The 16,218-nt window shown below is 46.3% G+C and carries 16 protein-coding genes and 1 pseudogene; 10 read left to right on the top strand and 7 right to left on the bottom strand.

All coding sequences use genetic code 11. The annotated features are described in order from the left end of the window. Positions 1-169: 169 nt before the first annotated feature. Positions 170-1,309 carry a recombinase RecA gene (recA, locus tag QUB56_RS28770; protein WP_332959719.1) on the bottom strand — a complete coding sequence of 380 codons (1,140 nt, stop codon included), beginning with the start codon at positions 1,307-1,309 and terminating at the stop codon, positions 170-172. A 246-nt stretch (positions 1,310-1,555) separates the two neighbouring features. Beyond that, entirely contained in the window at positions 1,556-1,699 is a 144-nt protein-coding gene (locus tag QUB56_RS28765; protein WP_332959718.1) for a hypothetical protein, read from the bottom strand. On the opposite strand from QUB56_RS28765, the gene QUB56_RS28760 reads away from it, so the two are divergent. Together QUB56_RS28760 and QUB56_RS28755 are read left to right on the top strand one after the other, a co-directional pair. Further along, positions 1,682-3,361, top strand: coding sequence for a glycosyltransferase family 39 protein (locus tag QUB56_RS28760; RefSeq protein WP_332959717.1), 1,680 nt, complete (start codon positions 1,682-1,684; stop codon positions 3,359-3,361). The two genes, QUB56_RS28765 and QUB56_RS28760, sit on opposite strands and share 18 nt — an antisense overlap. A gap of 304 nt (positions 3,362-3,665) precedes the next feature. Further along, positions 3,666-5,183 (top strand): peptide ligase PGM1-related protein, encoded by a 1,518-nt coding sequence (locus QUB56_RS28755; protein ID WP_332959716.1) that lies wholly within the window; start codon positions 3,666-3,668, stop codon positions 5,181-5,183. 110 nt (positions 5,184-5,293) lie between these two features. On the opposite strand, the gene lepB is transcribed toward QUB56_RS28755, so the two are convergent. Then, entirely contained in the window at positions 5,294-5,902 is a 609-nt protein-coding gene (lepB, locus tag QUB56_RS28750; RefSeq protein WP_332959715.1) for a signal peptidase I, read from the bottom strand. A gap of 522 nt (positions 5,903-6,424) precedes the next feature. Here lepB and QUB56_RS28745 point away from each other — a divergent pair. The 3 genes from QUB56_RS28745 (at position 6,425) to QUB56_RS28735 (ending at position 8,605) form a co-directional block, all read left to right on the top strand. Then, positions 6,425-7,747, top strand: coding sequence for a dihydroorotase (locus QUB56_RS28745; protein WP_332959714.1), 1,323 nt, complete (start codon positions 6,425-6,427; stop codon positions 7,745-7,747). Positions 7,748-7,936: 189 nt separating this feature from the next. Continuing rightward, positions 7,937-8,263: a DUF433 domain-containing protein gene (locus tag QUB56_RS28740; RefSeq protein ID WP_332959713.1), complete on the top strand. Its 327-nt coding sequence runs from the start codon at positions 7,937-7,939 to the stop codon at positions 8,261-8,263. A gap of 3 nt (positions 8,264-8,266) precedes the next feature. Beyond that, complete coding sequence (locus tag QUB56_RS28735; RefSeq protein ID WP_332959712.1) at positions 8,267-8,605, top strand: DUF5615 family PIN-like protein; 339 nt, start codon at positions 8,267-8,269, stop codon at positions 8,603-8,605. 41 nt (positions 8,606-8,646) lie between these two features. Here the strand turns inward: QUB56_RS28735 and tsaE are convergent, their stop codons facing one another. Both tsaE and QUB56_RS28725 read right to left on the bottom strand, forming a co-directional pair. Further along, the gene (gene tsaE / locus QUB56_RS28730; protein WP_332959711.1) at positions 8,647-9,096 is read right to left on the bottom strand and encodes a tRNA (adenosine(37)-N6)-threonylcarbamoyltransferase complex ATPase subunit type 1 TsaE; all 450 of its coding nucleotides are present in this window, start codon (positions 9,094-9,096) and stop codon (positions 8,647-8,649) included. Between the two features lie 76 nt (positions 9,097-9,172). Then, entirely contained in the window at positions 9,173-10,573 is a 1,401-nt protein-coding gene (locus QUB56_RS28725) for a gluconeogenesis factor YvcK family protein (protein ID WP_332959710.1), read from the bottom strand. A 171-nt stretch (positions 10,574-10,744) separates the two neighbouring features. Between QUB56_RS28725 and QUB56_RS28720 the strand changes: the two genes are divergently transcribed. The 5 genes and pseudogenes from QUB56_RS28720 to QUB56_RS28700 form a co-directional block, all read left to right on the top strand. Next, on the top strand, positions 10,745-11,527 hold the full coding sequence (locus QUB56_RS28720) for an ABC transporter ATP-binding protein (protein WP_332959709.1): 783 nt from the start codon (positions 10,745-10,747) through the stop codon (positions 11,525-11,527). A gap of 100 nt (positions 11,528-11,627) precedes the next feature. Continuing rightward, positions 11,628-12,002 (top strand): four helix bundle protein, encoded by a 375-nt coding sequence (locus tag QUB56_RS28715; protein ID WP_332959708.1) that lies wholly within the window; start codon positions 11,628-11,630, stop codon positions 12,000-12,002. 97 nt (positions 12,003-12,099) lie between these two features. Continuing rightward, on the top strand, positions 12,100-13,590 hold the full coding sequence (locus tag QUB56_RS28710; RefSeq protein WP_332959707.1) for an MlaD family protein: 1,491 nt from the start codon (positions 12,100-12,102) through the stop codon (positions 13,588-13,590). Between the two features lie 182 nt (positions 13,591-13,772). Then, entirely contained in the window at positions 13,773-14,591 is an 819-nt protein-coding gene (locus tag QUB56_RS28705; protein WP_332959706.1) for a Uma2 family endonuclease, read from the top strand. Positions 14,592-14,860: 269 nt separating this feature from the next. Continuing rightward, a pseudogene (locus QUB56_RS28700) lies at positions 14,861-15,442 on the top strand (Uma2 family endonuclease); the annotation flags it as partial. 68 nt (positions 15,443-15,510) lie between these two features. Here QUB56_RS28700 and QUB56_RS28695 read toward each other — a convergent pair. Next, positions 15,511-15,945, bottom strand: a complete 435-nt coding sequence (locus QUB56_RS28695) for a hypothetical protein (protein WP_332959705.1) — start codon at positions 15,943-15,945, stop codon at positions 15,511-15,513. Next, complete coding sequence (locus QUB56_RS28690) at positions 15,938-16,165, bottom strand: hypothetical protein (RefSeq protein ID WP_332959704.1); 228 nt, start codon at positions 16,163-16,165, stop codon at positions 15,938-15,940. The genes QUB56_RS28695 and QUB56_RS28690 overlap by 8 nt, the downstream gene beginning before the upstream one ends. Positions 16,166-16,218: the final 53 nt, after the last annotated feature.

Here is a 16,218-nt window from a genome sequence, read left to right as displayed (position 1 = left end):
AATTTTTCAAGCCTACAGCCTAAATTTCAACTCCCTAGAGTATTAGAGAGATTTTAAGACCTACCTTGACAGGGCTGCCCCTAGAGATTAAAAAAACAGAATAAACAGAGCCCCGACTTCTTTAAAAAGTCGGGGCTCTAACAGCTATCGCATTTATTGACTAAAAGATTTAGATTTCTTCCAAATCCTCTAAATCTTCTACATTGTCTAGAACTTCTACATCTTCTACATCTTCTGCATCCTCATCGTCATTCTCAACAGGGGCAACAGAATTAGCAGAAACCACAGCACCAGTCTCAAGTTTCTTTTTAACTAGCTCCTCAATTTCATTTTTGAAGTCGGTATTTTTCTCCATGTGTTGGATCACTTTGTCTCGTCCTTGAGCTATGTTCTCGCCGTTATAGCTATACCAAGAACCTTTTTTGATAATTACTCCCATTTCGTCGGCCAAGTCAGTCAGACAGCCTAAAGTAGAAATGCCTTTGCCAAATACAATGTCAAATTCGGCAATGCGGAAAGGCGGAGCAACTTTATTCTTAGCCACTTTAACTTTCGTGCGGTTGCCGTACTCTTCTGTGCCTTTTTTCAAGGTTTGAATGCGGCGAATGTCGAGCCGCACGCTGGCGTAGAATTTGAGTGCGTTACCGCCGGTTGTGGTTTCGGGGTTGCCGTAAGTTACGCCGATTTTCTGCCGCAATTGGTTGAGGAAGATGACGGTACAGCCGGATTTGCCGATATTACCGGTGATTTTTCGCAAAGCTTGGCTCATCAAGCGGGCTTGCAAACCCATGTGGGAGTCGCCCATGTCGCCTTCGATTTCGGCGCGGGGGACGAGGGCGGCTACGGAGTCAATTACTACGATATCGACGGCGACGGAACGCACGAGTTGATCGACTATTTCTAAGGCCATTTCGCCGGTATCCGGCTGGGAAACTAAGAGATTTTCAATATCCACGCCTAAAGCTGAGGCGTAGGTGGGATCGAGGGCGTGTTCGGCATCCACGAAGGCTGCGATTCCGCCGGATTTTTGGACTTCGGCGATCGCGTGGAGGGCTAGAGTGGTTTTACCGGAACTTTCGGGCCCGTAAATTTCAATAACTCGGCCTTTTGGCAAACCGCCGCCCAAAGCAATGTCCAGTGTCAGGGCTCCGGTGGGAATGGTTTCTACCCTCATGCGAGTGGAGTCTCCCAATCGGACGATCGCTCCTTTGCCAAAGCTGCGCTCGATTTGGGACAGTACGGAAGTTAGGGCTTTTTGCTTTTCTGAGTTTTCAGTTGTAGTTTTTATAGACGCTTCTTTTTTTGCCATTTGCGGTACGCGGGTAGACCCCTTGCGGAGCTTGTTGATTAACTGTACAACACGTATGTTAGCAGTTATTTTTGGGGTCTGGAGGTTCTGGGAGGATCTGGTTGAAGATTCTTGATTTTGGGGAGGCCCCGGCTACTCGCGAGTTTTCACTCGGGCATGGGCCCGCGCAGGGCATGGACCCGCGCAGGGCATGGACCCGCGCAGGGCATGGGCCCGCGCAGGGCATGGGCCCGCGCAGGGCATACCTCACCACGCGATCGAACCGCTATAGTGGGTATCGATCGCTCCTTGAGTGAGGTTTAAGATGGTTTGCAGTTCCAAATTCCGTGAAGCGTAGCTATCCCGGAGGGAATCGCCAAAATTAGGACAAGCATGGGATCTACAACACATCAAGACACATCTGTTAATACCAAAAATTCCCGCTGGCTGATGAGCTTATTGGCGTTCGGCATTTTACTAGGTATCGGATTTCGCTTTTTTGAGCTCGATCGCAAACTTTACTGGCACGACGAAGCTTACACATCAATCCGCGCCGCTGGTTTCACCCGCCAAGAAATCGACGACAAACTATTTCAAAACCGGATTGTTCCCGCACCAGAATTGCAAAAATATCAGCGGATTAAACCGGGAAGTACAGAAGCAGACACAATTCGTTCTTTAGCACTGGAAGACCCGCAGCATCCGCCTTTATACTTTCTCATGGCTCGTTGGTGGATGCAGCAATTTGGCAGTTCTCTAACAGCCTCCCGCAGTTTGCCAGCAATATTGAGTTTGCTGTCGCTGCCTTTGATGTACGCTTTAGCTCAGGAACTTTTTGCCTCGAATTTGGCAGCGTTATTAGCAACAGCACTTTTGGCTTTATCTCCCTTTGACATATTGTTTGCTCAGACAGCAAGGCAGTACAGTTTGCTGACAGCCACAGTTATTGGCAGCAGTTGGCTGCTACACAGAGCAGTGCGGTTGCGGGGTTGGCAAAATTGGGCGTGTTATTCGCTGGCGATCGCCCTTGGCTTCTACACTCACCCTTTTTTCTGTTTAACACTCATCGGACACGGAGTTTTTATAATTGCTTACTGGCTGTTTGTCAAAAAAACAAAATTGCGAGGTCATGTAACTAATTCCCTATTTTTTTTAGCAGTAACAGCAGCTTTAATATTGTATATTCCGTGGATTTACGTGCTGGCAACCAACCTGGGACGAGCATCAGCTACGACAGATTGGACGCTAGTATCTCCGGGTTGGCTGTATCTTGTCAAATTGTGGACGCTCAGCTTTACAGCATTATTTTTTGACTTAGACTTCGGCTTTAATAATATCTGGAGTTATCTGCTGAGATTGCCATTTTTGCTGTTAATTGTGGCAGCAATTTACCAAATCTGCCGCCGGACTAGCAGTTCAACTTGGCTGTTTATTTTAACATCAATTTTTGTACCTTTTTTGCTCCTGGCGTTACCGGATATAATCTTAGGCGGCAAACGTTCCGCCGTCAGCCGCTATCTGATTTCCTGCTTTCCGGGAGTGCAGCTAGCTGTTGCTTACTTGCTCGCAAGTAACGTGAAAAATCAGCAGCGGTTTTGGCAAGTCATTTTAGCCTTGGTATTTACAGCAAGTGTAGCATCCTGTACTGTCAGCGCTTTTTCTGATACTTGGTGGAGCAAAGACTTGAGCTATTTTAATGCTGAAGTTGCGAAAATTATTAACAAAGAGGCGATAGCTAACCGCTCGATTAAAGATACAATTGTAATTAGCGATCGCGGTAACGATTTTACGAACATGGGAGATTTGCTTTCTCTGAGTTATTTGCTCGACAAAGACGTGCGGCTGATACTGATGAGCCAGTCGCCAGATATGGAGATGCTGAACAAATATTCGGCTCCCCTGGTGTTGCGCCCTTCGGAAAAATTGCGCTCGGCACTCAAGCAAAATCAACGCCGCCTAGAGCCTATATTGGAATCTGGCAGACTTTTTCGAGCGCGGCGAGCTTCAAAGAGCAGCTTGACAGGAATGGACTCTAGTCCCGGGCAGGGTGCGTCAGTGGATTTTAGATTTTAGATTTTAGATTTTAGATTTATTCCACAGATGAAGCTGGGAGATTAAACTTTGGTCTAAAATTTTTGGATATTCACCATAGGAGTACGTGGCATGGTATCGGTTTTTGGGCAGGGTGCGTCAGAAAAAACTGTTTGAGTGGCCTCAAATATTTGGACTAACGCACCTTAAATCACTATTTGGGCATTTTTGTCAATATTCCCGGTAAGGTGCGTCAGAAAAAAACTGTGTGAGTTGGCTCAGGTATTTGGGCTGACACACTTGACACCATCAGCAATAATTATTTGAATACTTAGGATAAAACGCAATGCAAGAGTTAAATGATCCATCTTCCGAATCCGCACAGCAATTTCGCTATCTGCAGACAGAATTGCGCGAACGTTGGCGAGGAATAGAAGAATTCGACAGCGGAGATTGTGACATTATTATCATTCCTTCTCTCAGCTTAGATCAGAAAGAAATGCAGAAAGTTGAGGGTGTTTACCACTACGAAGAGCGGCATTTATTTTCATTGATTCGCCTGCGAAATCCCCGCACGCGCTTAATTTACATTACCTCGGAACCCTTGCACCCGATGATTGTGGATTATTACCTGCAATTGCTGCCGGGAATTCCATTTTCTCACGCGCGCGATCGGCTTTTGCTGTTCAGTGCTTACGATGCTTCTGCCAAATCCCTCACCCAGAAAATTTTAGACCGTCCGCGCTTGATGGAGCGCATTCGTCAAGCAGTGCGGCCGACAAAATCTTATATGGTTTGTTATAACTCGACGCCCTTAGAACGCGAGTTATCTGTTAAATTGGGGATTCCTTTGTGGGCCAGCGATCCCGATCTGTTATACTGGGGAACAAAAAGCGGCAGCAGGCAAATTTTTAAAGAATGCGGCGTGCCTTATCCTGACGGTTCCGAGTTGGTTTTTAATGCGGAAGATTTAGCGGAAGCTGCGGCCGCATTGTGGGAACGGCAGCCGCATTTGCAGCGGATGGTAATTAAGTTAAATGAAGGTTTTTCGGGGGAAGGGAATGCAATTTTAGATCTGAAGCCCCTCGGAGGTAAAGCGCCTACAGAAAGAGCTTCGGCAATTGGCGATAGCTTCCATAATTTGCGCTTTCAAGCAACGGGCGAAACCTGGGAAAATTTTAGCAGCCGCATTCCAGAATTAGGGGCAATTGCCGAAGCATTTATCGAAGGAGAAGAAAAGTTCTCGCCCAGCGTTCAAGGCAGAATTGTCCCCAGCGGCGAAGTAGAAATTCTCTCAACCCACGACCAAATTTTAGGAGGTCCAGACGGTCAAATTTTCTTAGGTTGCCGATTTCCGGCGGACGAATCTTATCGAATAGGGTTGCAGGAATTGGGATGGAAAGTAGGGCAAAACTTAGCTAAAAAAGGCGCTTTAGAGAGATTTGGAGTAGATTTTCTCGCGGTGCGCCAATCAGACGGCAACTGGGATATCCAAGCAATAGAGATCAACCTCCGCAAGGGCGGCACAACTCATCCTTTTATGGCGCTGAAGCTGTTAACAAATGGTCGGTACGAACGTTCGACAGGATTATTTTACAGCCTGCAGGGGCGTCCGAAATATTATGTTGCTTCTGACAATTTGAAAAAAGAGCGGTATCGGGGATTATTACCGAACGATTTGATGGATATTATTGCTGACAATCAACTGCACTTTGACACAGGTACTGAGACGGGGAGTGTGTTTCATTTAATGGGCTGTTTGTCGCAGTTTGGCAAAGTGGGATTGACGAGTATCGGCAATTCGCCGCAAGAAGCAGAGGAGATGTATAACAAAGTTGTGAAAGTGCTCGATCGCGAAACCTGATACTAAATCTCATTTAACCATTGATGATTTGGTGGTGGGAAATGGCTAAGAGGTAATTGGTACTTTAAACTAACAACCGCAGATTTTAATCTGCGGGTTGCCGGCTGTAGCTAATTTTTAGCGGGATAAATGGGCGTGGGATCGATCGAACCTGTGCGATTGAGCGGCCAAAAACGGACAATCGCCTTACCGATGATATTTTGCCTCGGTACAAAGCCCCAATAATGGCTGTCACAGCTTGCGTTGCGGTTGTCGCCGAGCACCAAGTAAGAATTTGGAGCTACAACTACAGGTCCGTAGGGATACTGCGGAATTTCTTCAATATATTTTTCCTGTAGCGGCTGCTTGTTAATAAAAACTTTTCCCTCTTTCACTTCCACAGTGTCCCCTGGAAGTCCGATCACTCGCTTGATATAGGCATCTTTGATCGGCGGCGGCTGTCCCGTGCACAAACTAGCCGGGTCAGGAGGCATAAATACGATAATATCTCCTCGGTGGGGGTCTTGGAATCGATAGCTCACCTTATCTATAATTAATCGATCGTTAATTTGTAGGGTGGGGAGCATCGAGCCGGTGGGAATGTAGCGAGCTTCGGCAACCAGGGTGCGGATGCCAAAGGCCAAGAATGCTGCTAAGCCGATCGTTTTAATTCCTTCGATCCAAGGATTTTCGGTGTCTTGAGGAGGTTTTTCGTCGGCTGACTTGTCTGGACGAGTCATAAAAAAATTCGGTAAGTTGGTTTCGAGCGCGTCTTGAGACCGCTCGTGGCAAACGGCAAGGCGGTTTCAACCGCGGTGAATCTTTACTACTATTACACGGGGATTGCTGGATTCGGTGTACTTTTGTAATGTACTTTCAGTGGGACAATTACCACCTCAAACCTCGCAACCCGCTCACGCATAATGTTTGCTCTTTCGAGCCTAATTGAGAGGGGTGATGTTAGCTTGCACCTTAGTTTGCGGCCGGTACTATATTTAGGAAACTGACTTAACCCAATAAATCTGTTTAATCCTAAATTTCGCGGTTGCAGGAACTAGGCGAAGCATCCTCTAGTAGGTCTTTAACTCTCACCGTTAACGTAGTACCCAGGTACTGAGTCTAGTCAACTGTGATTCAAGTCAAAGGCCTTAAGCCAGCGTGTCTTTAGATCGGGGTCGTTGACATTTCTTACTATTGACAGAACTCTTTTAAGGATAAAATTTTTCAGGTGATCACGCACATTACTCATTTAATTATAGCTTATGCCGACCACATCTTGTTTGTTAATCCGCGGCGCTCGCGTTCTTTTGCCCAACGGCGAGTTTTTAGTAGGGGACGTGGAAATCCGAGAAGGCAAAATTCTTCGGGTTGCTCCGTCCATTGCAGCCGTTGCCGATCGAGAAATAATGGCGAAAGGCTTAACTCTGTTACCCGGAGTAATTGACCCCCAGGTACACTTCCGGGAACCGGGTTTAGAACACAAGGAAGACTTGTTTACCGCTAGCTGTGCTTGCGCTAAAGGCGGGGTGACATCGTTTCTCGAAATGCCGAATACGCGACCTCTGACCACAACCCAAGCTGCCTTAGATGATAAACTAAGTCGCGCTGCCGAGAAGTGTTTGGTGAATTACGGCTTTTTTATTGGTGCAACGGCCGAGAATTTGCCGGATTTGTTGAGTGCGAATCCGACTCCGGGAATTAAAATTTTTATGGGTTCGATGCACGGTCAGCTTTTGGTCGATGGAGAAGCAACTTTAGAGGCGATTTTTGCTGCTGGCGATCGACTGATTGCGGTGCACGCGGAAGACCAAGCTAGAATCAATCAGAGGCGTCAGGAATTTGCCGGGATGCACGATGTGGCCGTTCACTCGCAAATTCAAGACAATCAAGCAGCTTTGTTAGCAACTCAGCTAGCCTTAAAACTTTCTAATAAATATCAGCGCCGACTGCACATTCTGCACCTATCGACGGGAGAAGAAGCTGAGTTGTTGCGGCAGGAAAAACCGAGTTGGGTAACGGCGGAAGTGACGCCGCAGCATCTGTTGTTAAATACCAGCGCCTATGAAAAAATTGGCAGTTTAGCTCAGATGAATCCGCCTTTGCGCGCTCCCCGCGATAATGAAATACTTTGGCAAGCTTTATTAGACGGCGTAATTGATTTTATTGCCACCGATCACGCGCCACACACATTAGCAGAAAAAGCTCAAGATTATCCGAATACGCCGTCTGGAATGCCCGGAGTCGAAACTTCTTTGCCTTTGATGCTGACGCAAGCAGTGCAGGGAAGATGTACAGTGTCGCAAGTTGCTAATTGGATGTCTGCTGCAGTTGCTAAGGCTTATAAGATTCCGAACAAAGGGAAAATTGCCCCAGGCTTTGACGCCGATTTAGTATTGGTAGATTTGGACAACTACCGCCTAGTTGTGCGAGAAGAAATGGTGACCAAGTGCGGCTGGAGTCCCTTTGAAGGTTGGAATTTAACGGGATGGCCGGTTGTGACTGTTGTGGGAGGAAAAGTTGTTTTTGAGAATGGTAAATTGGATACAACGGTTAGGGGGGAAGCGTTGACATTTGACGCTGATTAAGAATGAATAAAGGTAAAGTGTTATAATCAATAGTCCGGACAGTTTTTAGTTCGTACTCTGAAACCCTCGATTTGCCGTTGGTAGCGAACTTGCCTAATCGCCTTGAAACCCTTATTCTACGGTGGGCAATCAAAAACTGTCCGAAGTATTGATAATGACATATTCCCGATCGCAAAGGCGATATTACCCATGCTCCTAGAAGAACTAGAAACACAACTCCTGGCCTTAAGTCCGACGGAAAAAGCTGAAGCCATCCGGCTTTTAACCCAAAGTTTAAGTAATAGCTGGCCGGGAATTACCAAGACTCCCGACGTGTGTGGCGGCGATGCTTGCATTGCCAAAACTCGCATCCCAGTTTGGCTGCTGGAAAGTTTTCGCCGCGAAGGTTCAAGCGATGCCGAACTTCTACAATTTTATCCCCATCTAAGCGCTACCGATCTAGTCAATGTTTGGACTTATGCTGATGCACATCTAGAGGAAATCGAACAAGCAATCGGCAAGAATGAGGAAGCCTGAGTTATGCTAAATTTGTATGCAGACGAACAATTTCCTTTGCCAGTTGTGAAATTGCTGCGCGCTTTTGGGCACAATGTCCTTACGGTTCAGGAAGCAGGAAAAGCAGGACTTGGGATTCCCGATCCAGAGGTGCTAGCATTTGCTATAAGCAACGATCGAGCTATTTTGACATTAAATCGATTTGATTTCATCGGACTGCACAACCGACAGCCAGACCACGCTGGTATTATTGTTTGTACCAAAGATCGGAACGTAGAAGGGTTGGCAACACGCATCAATGAGGCTATTTCAATTGAGGAAAATTTGAGAGGTAAATTGATTCGTGTCAACCGTCCGCAGTAAGTACGCGCGAGCGAAGCTATCCCGAAGAAAATCCCCTTTTCTCAAATTTCCAATTGCCAATCCAATAAGTCGCCATTACCAATTACTTCAATTTGCCGTCCGTTATCTAGATAACTCAAAGAAATTTGCAAATAATTCTCGGGTTTGTACTGCAATCTTTCCCCCCATTCGATCGCCACAATTCCCAAATCCCTTTCTAATCCGTCCCAATAACTTTCTAAGTGCAAAGCTTCGGCTTCTTCGGGTTCCAGTCGATACAAATCTAGATGATAAAGCGGAACTCTGCCTGCAAAATACTCGTTAATCAGGGTGAAAGTAGGACTTTCGATCGAGTCTGAGATTCCTAAACCTTCAGCGATACCTTGAACTAAGGTAGTTTTGCCAGCACCTAAATCTCCTTGTAATAAGATTATAGTGCCTGGGGGGAGCGATCGACCTAACGCCATACCAAACTTGCGCGTAGCCTCAAAATCGGGAAGCAAAGTTTTCATTTCAATAATTAGTCATTAGTCATTAGTCATTAGTCATTAGTCAACACTCAACCGTCCACACTCAACAGTCACCGGCTTAAATGTTCTGGGCGCGGCCGTACCAACGCAGCAACATCCCCGCCAACCTTTGAGAATTGTGGCGAATTAAACCCGTATTTTCATCTTCATCCATCACATTTGCGATGACAATTCGCCGCCCCAATTGCGTTACGGCTTCTCGATCGAGCAAAACCGGATAAGAATTCTCCTGAGAATAGCGGATCAAAGCTTTTGCAGAAGGGACTTTTCCCTGAACTACTACAGCATCGAACAGCGGCCGGCCACAAGCGCGGTCGATCGCCCGAATGTGGTCTGCAACACTGTATCCGTCAGTTTCCCCGGGCTGAGTCATAATATTGCACACATAAATGCGCGGAACTTCGGTGTTGGCGATCGCATCAGCAATTTCCGGCACCAACAAATTCGGAATGACACTCGTATAAAGACTCCCGGGCCCAATAATCATAAAATCCGCTTCCCGAAGTGCTTGGGCCACCCTGGGCAAGGCCGGAGGATTAGCAGGAGTGCAGCCAATTTTGAGGATTTGCCCGTTAGCTTTTGTAATGCTGGACTCCCCCTCAATCAAACGGCCGTCAGCCAGTTCTGCCCACAAAGAAACGTCGCTCAGAGTAGCCGGCAGCACCTCTCCCCTAACTGCTAAAACTTTAGAACTTGCGGCGATCGCCTGTTCCAAATCTCCAGCAATATCGCTCATCGCCGTCAAAAACAAATTCCCAAAACTGTGACCCATCAAACCGTCACCGGCCTGAAAGCGATATTGAAATAACTCAGTCAATAACTTTTCCTCATCTGCTAAAGCCGCCAAACAATTGCGAATGTCTCCCGGCGGCAATACCCCAATTTCCCTGCGCAGCCGCCCGGAAGACCCGCCATCATCCGCCACCGTGACAATAGCAGTGATTTTGGCGCTGTAATCCTTCAATCCCCTGAGCAAATTAGAAAGGCCAGTACCGCCCCCAATTGCCACAATTTTCGGGCCGCGGTTCAAGCGGCGGTGGTTGAGGAGTCGATCGACCAATTCCTCATTCCCTTCGGGCATCAGCACTTGAGTAATAGAGTTCAAACTGCGAGTTTGTCCCCACAGAATTAACAAAATCCCGCCAGCAAGGATCAGCGGGCCCGACACGTAATTGGGAATAATTTCCGCAATCCACGCCAACAAATTTCTCAATAATTGCAACAAGAAAAAAATCGGAGTCATCCCAGTCCAAATCGCTAAACCCAAACTGGCAAGTACCACACCGCTAGCACTGATCAGCAGCCACCGTTTCACCAACAGTCCGGGGGCCAACCACTTAAACCACTGGTAAACTCGCCCGTTCCGCAAAGAAGGGGGGTAAGGATTTCTGGAACGGCCAAAAACCTGCTTGGCTTTAGCTAAGACGCGAAGGGCTTTAGGAAGTGAACTAATTGACATGGTTAATTAGTCTTAAGGGTATGGGAACAGTTCAAGCTGACAAATTTACAATACAAGAGAGTTTTGATTCTGGCAGTCAATTTTAGTCATTAGTCTTTACTGATTAGTCATGAGTCATTAGTCATTAGCTAGACTGATGACTGAGGACTGATAACTTATTAATAACATCATATGGCTGAGCCGCTAATCGAACTCAAGGGGGTAAGTAAGTCCTTCGGCGAGAACCCGATCCTCGATCGAGTCGATCTGAGGATTTATCGGGGAGAGGCCCTGGCAATTATTGGCCCTTCCGGGACGGGGAAATCTACGATTTTGCGGATAATTGCGGGTTTGTTGGCCCCGGATGCCGGGGAGGTTTTCGTTCAGGGACAGCGCAGGGTCGGATGGGTGGACGACGTGGCAGATCCGATCGGAATTGGGATGGTGTTTCAGCAAGCGGCTTTGTTTGATTCGCTGACGGTGGAGGAGAATGTCGGTTTTTTACTTTACCAGCATTCTAAGCTGCCGCGCCGCCGCATTCGGGAATTGGTGGAGGAAAAGTTGGATATGGTGGGTTTACCGGGAATTGGCCAACGCTATCCGGCGCAGTTGTCTGGGGGAATGCGGAAGCGAGTAAGTTTTGCCCGCGCCATCATGGCGAATCCCGATAATGCTAGGGATAATCCAGAGGTTTTGCTGTACGATGAACCGACGGCGGGTTTAGATCCGATCGCTTCGACGGTAATTGAAGATTTAATCCGCGACTTGCAGGCGGCCCAAGGTGTTTGCAGCACTTATGCGATCGTCACTCACCAAGACAGTACCATCCGCCGCACTGCCGATCGCATCGTGTTTCTCTATCAAGGCAAAGTGCAGTGGGAGGGAACTGTTAGCGATATTGCATCGACAGATAATTTGTTAATTAAACAATTTTTTAGCGGCAGCGTTACTGGGCCAATTCAGGTGATTGGATAGTCAATTGTCAGTTGTCAGTGGGCAGTTGTCCGTTGTCAGTTGTCAGTGGGCAGTTGTCAGTATGTCGTGGTTAATTGTTTGTATTTTTGGGAGATAGCATATGTCACCAACAAACTTTCAGAAGTTAGATGTTTATAAATTAGCTGAAAAATTACCTGATGAAATTTGGAATATTGTTATAAAATGGGACGCACTAGCAAAAGATACGGTCGGCAAGCAAATTATTCGCTCTGCTGATAGTATTGGTGCTAATATTGCTGAAGTAGATGGTCGAGGTAGCTATCAGGATCATCGGAGATTTATCAAGATTGCCAGAGGTTCTTTATATGAAACAAAGCACTGGTTGAGACGGGCTTATACTAGGCAACTACTAACAACTACGCAAGTAGAAATACTCAAGCCAATTATTGACGAACTGTCGCCCAGGCTAAACGCCTATCTAAAATCTATAGGCAACACATCAGAAAAAAATTAACAACTGGCAACTGGCAACTGCCAACTATCAACTGCCAACTATCAACTGCCAACTGCCCACTGCCCACTGCCCACTGCCCACTGCCTAAGGAGGTAATATGCGATCGCGAACTGTAAGAGAAGGTTCTGTCGGGTTCTTAATTTTAGTAGGAATCGGTTTATTTGGCGGCTTAGTGCTCTGGCTGCGGGGCGTGCAGCTAGGGAACCGCAGCTACAAATTCGCCGTAGAATTTGCCAGCGCCCAAGGAATGCAAATAGGCACGCCCATCAGGTATCGTGGGGTTGCAGTCGGTAAAATTACCGCCCTCAAAGCGAGTTCCAACGGCGTAGACGTGACGCTGGAGATTGCCCCCGGTACTTTAGTGATGCCCCGGGATGTTACGATCGAAGCGAATAAATCCGGTTTAATTGGCGAATCGTCGATCGACATTACCCCCAACTCGATTTTGCCAGAATCCTTACTTACCGCCAATCCCGTTAGTGCCGACTGTCCCCCTGAGATTATCTGCAAAAATTCGCGCTTAAAAGGTCAAACTGGAGTCACTATCGACGAACTAATTCGATCCACAGTCCGCCTAACTAATTTCTACACCGACCCCGCCCTGTTCAACAATATTAAATCCCTAACAGAGAATACAGCCAACACAGCTAAAGGTGCAGCTAAACTCACTCAGGATTTGTCTACTTTAACTCAAACTGCCAAAACCGAAATAAAAAATTTGAATCAATCTGTAAGGGGAGACCTTGGCAGCTTAAGTCAATCGCTAAAAATAGAAATAGCAAGTTTAAATCAATCATTAAAAGGGGAAGCAAGCAGTTTAAATCAATCATTGAAGGGAGAAGCAAGCACCTTAAATCAATCGCTAAAAGGGGAAATATCAGCAGTCGCCGCTGATGTTTCTAAAGTAGCAGCTACGGCGGACACTTCTACAAAAGCCGTATCTGCAGCTGCGATAAATTCTGCTAATTCAGTAACTCAAGCAGCCAATCAAATTACATTAACAGCCAACCAAGTCAATTCTTTAGTAGCCACCAACCGCGCCAGTTTAGTCTCAACTCTGAATAACATCAATCAAAGCAGTCAGGAACTGCGGGTAGCTGTCAGCAGTTTGAGTCCGACTATTAATCGAATCAACCAAGGACAATTGCTCAACAATTTAGAAGTTTTATCAGCGAATGCAGCCCAAGCTTCTGGTAATTTGCGAGATTTATCCAGCCAAGTAAACAATCCCGCCACTTTGCTATTATTGCAGCAAACTCTAGATTCTGCACGAGCTACATTTCAGAACGTGCAGAAAATTACTTCCGACGTAGATGATTTGACGGGAGATCCGGCTTTCCGCAACAACATTCGCAGGTTGTTCAACGGATTAGGAGGCTTGTTGGGTTCGACAGAACAACTGCGACAGCAAGTTAAAGTCGCTCAAACATTAGCTCCACTTTCTGAGAAAGTAAATGCGAGTACAACTGCCAAACATCAAGCAGTAGAGCCTGGATCTCCCAGCTTGGACAAACAGCAAAAATTGCCTGTTATACCTTCTAAAACTGCAACGTCAGCAGAACCACTTACTCCCGAAAACACCCCTTAAAATAGGGTATCATTGAATAACCGCAATTATTGCAAGATTCGCGAGTTGCTTTAGTTAGTAAGGTGCGCCTTTCATACCCAGATTACAGCTAGTTCATAAGGTGCGCATTTCGCACCCGGCATTAAAGTTATTGTCCAAATCCTATTAACAAAAAACTCTTTCAATCGAAACCAGGAAAACCAATGACGCAAACATTATCGAAACCTGCCGAAACCAAAACCCAGTACACTGTAACTTGGGAAAAATTGCCAGATGACTTTAAATTACCAGACGATCCCGTGGAAAACATCGACCAACCACTTTTAGCCGCAGCCTTACGAGAAGCCTTGGAACTCGCAGGATTTATCCTAGCTTCAATGCTAATAGCTTCCAATTTTGGATTGTGTGCCAAAGTTAACGACAAAATAGTAGTAAAAGCCCCTGATTGGGTGTACGTTCCCTCGGTATTGCCAGCAGAACCAGGAGAAGTTCGCCGCAGTTACACGCGCAATGCTGAGGGAGAAGTACCGGCAGTAGTGATGGAATTTTTATCGGATACTGACGGCAGTGAATATTCAAATAAACCGACATATCCTTACGGAAAATGGCGGTTTTATGAGCGAATTTTGCAAGTACCGATTTATGTAATTTTTGAACCGAAATCGGGAGTCTTGGAAGTGTACAAACTCTCAGCCTCGGGAGAATACGAATTGCAAGAACCGGACCCTAATCAGCGATTCTGGATAGAATCAATGGGTTTATTTCTGGGGGTTTGGGAAGGTGAAAAATCTCAGAGAACCGGTTATTGGTTGCGCTGGTGGGATGAGAATGGCAATTTGCTGCTGTGGGGTGCCGAACGGGTGGAAGAGGAACGCCAGCGCGCCGAAGAGGAACGCCAGAGGGCCGAAGAGGAACGCCAGCGCGCCGAAGAGGAACGCCAGCGCGCCGAAGAGGAACGCCAGAGGGCCGATCGACTAATGGCATACTTGATTCGTCAGGGTATCGATCCTGATGGGATTTGAAGGTGTGAAAGGTCGATCGATTTTAGATTTTCGATTTTAGATTTTCGATTGAATAATATCGATTTTAGATTTTCGATTGAATAATATCGATTTTAGATTTTAGATTTTAGATTTTAGATTGAATAATTGGGAATCAAGGAGCCAGAGCGAGCGATTTTAGAGTTGAGATTTTCGATTGGGAATTAAGGAGCGCCATGAGTGCAACAACATTAGAAGAGAAATTAGATCGGCCGTTGCTATTTCCAGGGTTAACCTGAGAACAATTCAAAACCTTAGAACCGATGCTCGATATTCCAGGGGTTCGGCTGTCATTTTTAGATGGGATACTGGAGATTCAGAAAATGCCTGGAAGAAAACACGAAACAGCCAAGGGACGTATCGGTGCGTTAGTAGAAACTTACATGATGGCGGCAGGAATCGATTTCACCCCTACGGAGTCTCTGACATTAGAAAATGAATCGCGACTGGTGAAGTGTGAAGCAAACAAGTCTTACGAATTGGGTACTGACAGAGAAGATCCAGATTTAGCGATCGAAGTAGTCGTCACTAGCGGCGGAATTGATAAGCTAGAGGCTTACAAACGGCTGCAAATTCCTGAAGTCTGGTGTTGGGAAAACAGCCGACTGTCTCTCTATGCTCTCAGACAGCCATACGAAGAGATTGCGAGTTCCCAATTGCTCCCAGAACTCGATATTGGTTTACTCGTCAGGTGTGTTAATATGCCGAGTCATGTTGAGGCAATTAAGGAATTCCAAAGGGCGATCGATCGGGATTTGCAGTCAAAAATAGATAATACATATCCCGGACTTCTTAAAGAAATCGGGTATCTAGCAACGATTCAACATTGTTAATGAATTACACCCCGATCGCTCCCCGTAGGCATTTACCCTGGGTCCTGTCCTTATAAGAGCTGGAACTCCTAAACTTCAGTGTATTCTTGGCCTTTTTGAGACTCTAACCAACGTTGATAAGCTTCCTTATCACCTCTAAAGGAATCGACAGAAACTTGACGTTCTGGCATAGGTTTGAGGGGAGCATCAATAGGGGAATATTGGCAATAGCAGATTACTACCATATCAAATTCACCCATCGGAATATCGGGAGTATAAGTCTCAACCCGCACAACTTCCCAATCGCTTGTGCGGTAATGAGTGCTGTAACCGTGCCTATCTGGATCGTGTTCTGCTTCCACACGAACAAACTCTGGGGGACGATAGCCAACTTCAGGAATTGGCCCGTCAGAAGAGTCAAAGTGTTCGGTTAAAATGCGAGTTAATGATTGAGTGTGCTGGAATTTTCTATCTTTCCACCCAGGAGTTCTCGGTTCGGCTCTGAAAATAATGTATTTATGCATTGTCGTCCTCTCTTTCTGTGTCGTAGAATGATTTGGGAAATTCTGTTTGGCCTCGAAAAACACAATCAACTTCTAGACCGTTTGTATCAATTTCCTCTATGTCAAGTAGTTTCCAACCATATTTTCTTTGCATTTCATAGCAACAAGCTTCGTCGGCTGCTGCGTGTCGAGATTTGTCTTCATCTGGATCGTAACGCAACCAGTTTGGATTATTTGGCATAATTGGATTGCTCCCTGTGTTGGGTTGACAACCTTGGAGAAGTCGTCGGGACA

It is taken from the genome of Microcoleus sp. AR_TQ3_B6, assembly GCF_036702785.1.
Taxonomy (GTDB): domain Bacteria; phylum Cyanobacteriota; class Cyanobacteriia; order Cyanobacteriales; family Microcoleaceae; genus Microcoleus.
The sequence above is the reverse complement of the archived record's forward strand: the minus strand, read 5'-3'. Positions and strand labels throughout refer to the sequence as shown.

Bases quoted from the DNA above. Each gene is read 5' to 3' on its own strand.
- recA (WP_332959719.1), bottom strand. From the start codon at position 1,309: ATGGCAAAAAAAGAAGCGTCTATAAAAACTACAACTGAAAACTCAGAA.
- QUB56_RS28760 (WP_332959717.1), top strand. From the start codon at position 1,682: ATGGGATCTACAACACATCAAGACACATCTGTTAATACCAAAAATTCC.
- QUB56_RS28765 (WP_332959718.1), bottom strand. From the start codon at position 1,699: ATGTGTTGTAGATCCCATGCTTGTCCTAATTTTGGCGATTCCCTCCGG.
- QUB56_RS28755 (WP_332959716.1), top strand. From the start codon at position 3,666: ATGCAAGAGTTAAATGATCCATCTTCCGAATCCGCACAGCAATTTCGC.
- lepB (WP_332959715.1), bottom strand. From the start codon at position 5,902: ATGACTCGTCCAGACAAGTCAGCCGACGAAAAACCTCCTCAAGACACC.
- QUB56_RS28745 (WP_332959714.1), top strand. From the start codon at position 6,425: ATGCCGACCACATCTTGTTTGTTAATCCGCGGCGCTCGCGTTCTTTTG.
- QUB56_RS28740 (WP_332959713.1), top strand. From the start codon at position 7,937: ATGCTCCTAGAAGAACTAGAAACACAACTCCTGGCCTTAAGTCCGACG.
- QUB56_RS28735 (WP_332959712.1), top strand. From the start codon at position 8,267: ATGCTAAATTTGTATGCAGACGAACAATTTCCTTTGCCAGTTGTGAAA.
- tsaE (WP_332959711.1), bottom strand. From the start codon at position 9,096: ATGAAAACTTTGCTTCCCGATTTTGAGGCTACGCGCAAGTTTGGTATG.
- QUB56_RS28725 (WP_332959710.1), bottom strand. From the start codon at position 10,573: ATGTCAATTAGTTCACTTCCTAAAGCCCTTCGCGTCTTAGCTAAAGCC.
- QUB56_RS28720 (WP_332959709.1), top strand. From the start codon at position 10,745: ATGGCTGAGCCGCTAATCGAACTCAAGGGGGTAAGTAAGTCCTTCGGC.
- QUB56_RS28715 (WP_332959708.1), top strand. From the start codon at position 11,628: ATGTCACCAACAAACTTTCAGAAGTTAGATGTTTATAAATTAGCTGAA.
- QUB56_RS28710 (WP_332959707.1), top strand. From the start codon at position 12,100: ATGCGATCGCGAACTGTAAGAGAAGGTTCTGTCGGGTTCTTAATTTTA.
- QUB56_RS28705 (WP_332959706.1), top strand. From the start codon at position 13,773: ATGACGCAAACATTATCGAAACCTGCCGAAACCAAAACCCAGTACACT.
- QUB56_RS28695 (WP_332959705.1), bottom strand. From the start codon at position 15,945: ATGCATAAATACATTATTTTCAGAGCCGAACCGAGAACTCCTGGGTGG.
- QUB56_RS28690 (WP_332959704.1), bottom strand. From the start codon at position 16,165: ATGCCAAATAATCCAAACTGGTTGCGTTACGATCCAGATGAAGACAAA.